This window comes from Sebaldella sp. S0638, from assembly GCF_024158605.1.
Taxonomy (GTDB): domain Bacteria; phylum Fusobacteriota; class Fusobacteriia; order Fusobacteriales; family Leptotrichiaceae; genus Sebaldella.
In genome coordinates, this window is the sequence record NZ_JAMZGM010000260.1 from 1 (window position 1) to 1165 (window position 1165).

At 36.3% G+C, this 1165-nt stretch carries 1 protein-coding gene; it reads left to right on the forward strand.

Annotation, left to right across the window (positions count from 1 at the left end):
- A partial coding sequence (locus NK213_RS20120) for an autotransporter domain-containing protein (protein WP_253352670.1) occupies window positions 1-1164 on the forward strand: 1164 nt, incomplete at its 5' end.
- Between the last annotated feature and the right edge of the window lies 1 nt (window position 1165).

The window sequence follows — 1165 nt, forward strand, 5'->3', positions numbered from 1 at the left end:
GAAAAGTATTTTGACAAAGACCTGAACAGTTATGTTCTTACACTTACAAGAATACCTTATGCACAAATGCTTAAAAATACTGAAGCTGTGGAATTCGGTAAAGGACTTGACGAGCTTCACGCTAAAGGACCTTCAGATACTGAAATGGATATGTTTGATGCATTAAAGTCAATATCTGATAAAGATGAACTGGCAGAAACATTTGATATGCAGCTGAGAGGTAATGTATATGCCAATATCCAGCAGAGAATGATGGATGTAAACGGAGTTCTTGATACTGCGTACAAACAGCTTAAGAGCGAAGAAAATACGACTAAGGATATAACTAAAGTATCTGCTATATATTCAGGAGGAAACATAACAGATAAAAATCCGGGAGTGGAAGAGTATGATTATCAGTCACTTGGAATAATGTATCTGAAAGAAAAAGAAACTCTGAAATATGGTACAAACTTTAATTATTCACTGGGAATACTACAGAGTAAATTTGACTTTGATCAGGGATCAAAAGAAGATATAACGAGTCTGAAAGCCGGAATAGGATATGAACAGTATCTCGCACAGGGCAGCAGATTTAAGTTTATGACAAGAGGAGAGCTTGGTGTAAACTATCATGATATGGAAAGAAAGATTTATTTAAGCAACGGTACTTATAAGAATAACGGAGACTACTTCTCAGGAACAGCAGAATGGAAAAACAGACTGAATTATGAACTTCCTATAATATCAAAGAATTTTAAGATGGATATATTCGGAAGCTTGAATACAGGTTACGGAAAATTTCAGGGATTCAAGGAAGACGGAGACGGAATGTATCTTGATGTAAAATCGGAAGATTATTTCTCATTAAGACCGGGAGCGGGAATAGAAGGAGAATGGTCATATACAACAGTAAAAGGAAGCAAGTTTATGCTCACAGCCGGGGCAGCTTATGAATATGAAACACAGGATATCTATGGTGATGGAAATGAAGTAAAGATAGCAGATACAGATGCCGGATATTACAGACTGGAAGAACCGGAAAAGATAGATAATATATTTAAAGCAAGTGTCGGAGCAGGTTATGAGACAGCGGGAGGATTTAAGACAGGAGTAAGAGTGGAAAGAGAAGAAGGAAGTGTAAAAGGTACAAAATATCAGTTAGACTTTTCATGGAAATTCTAAA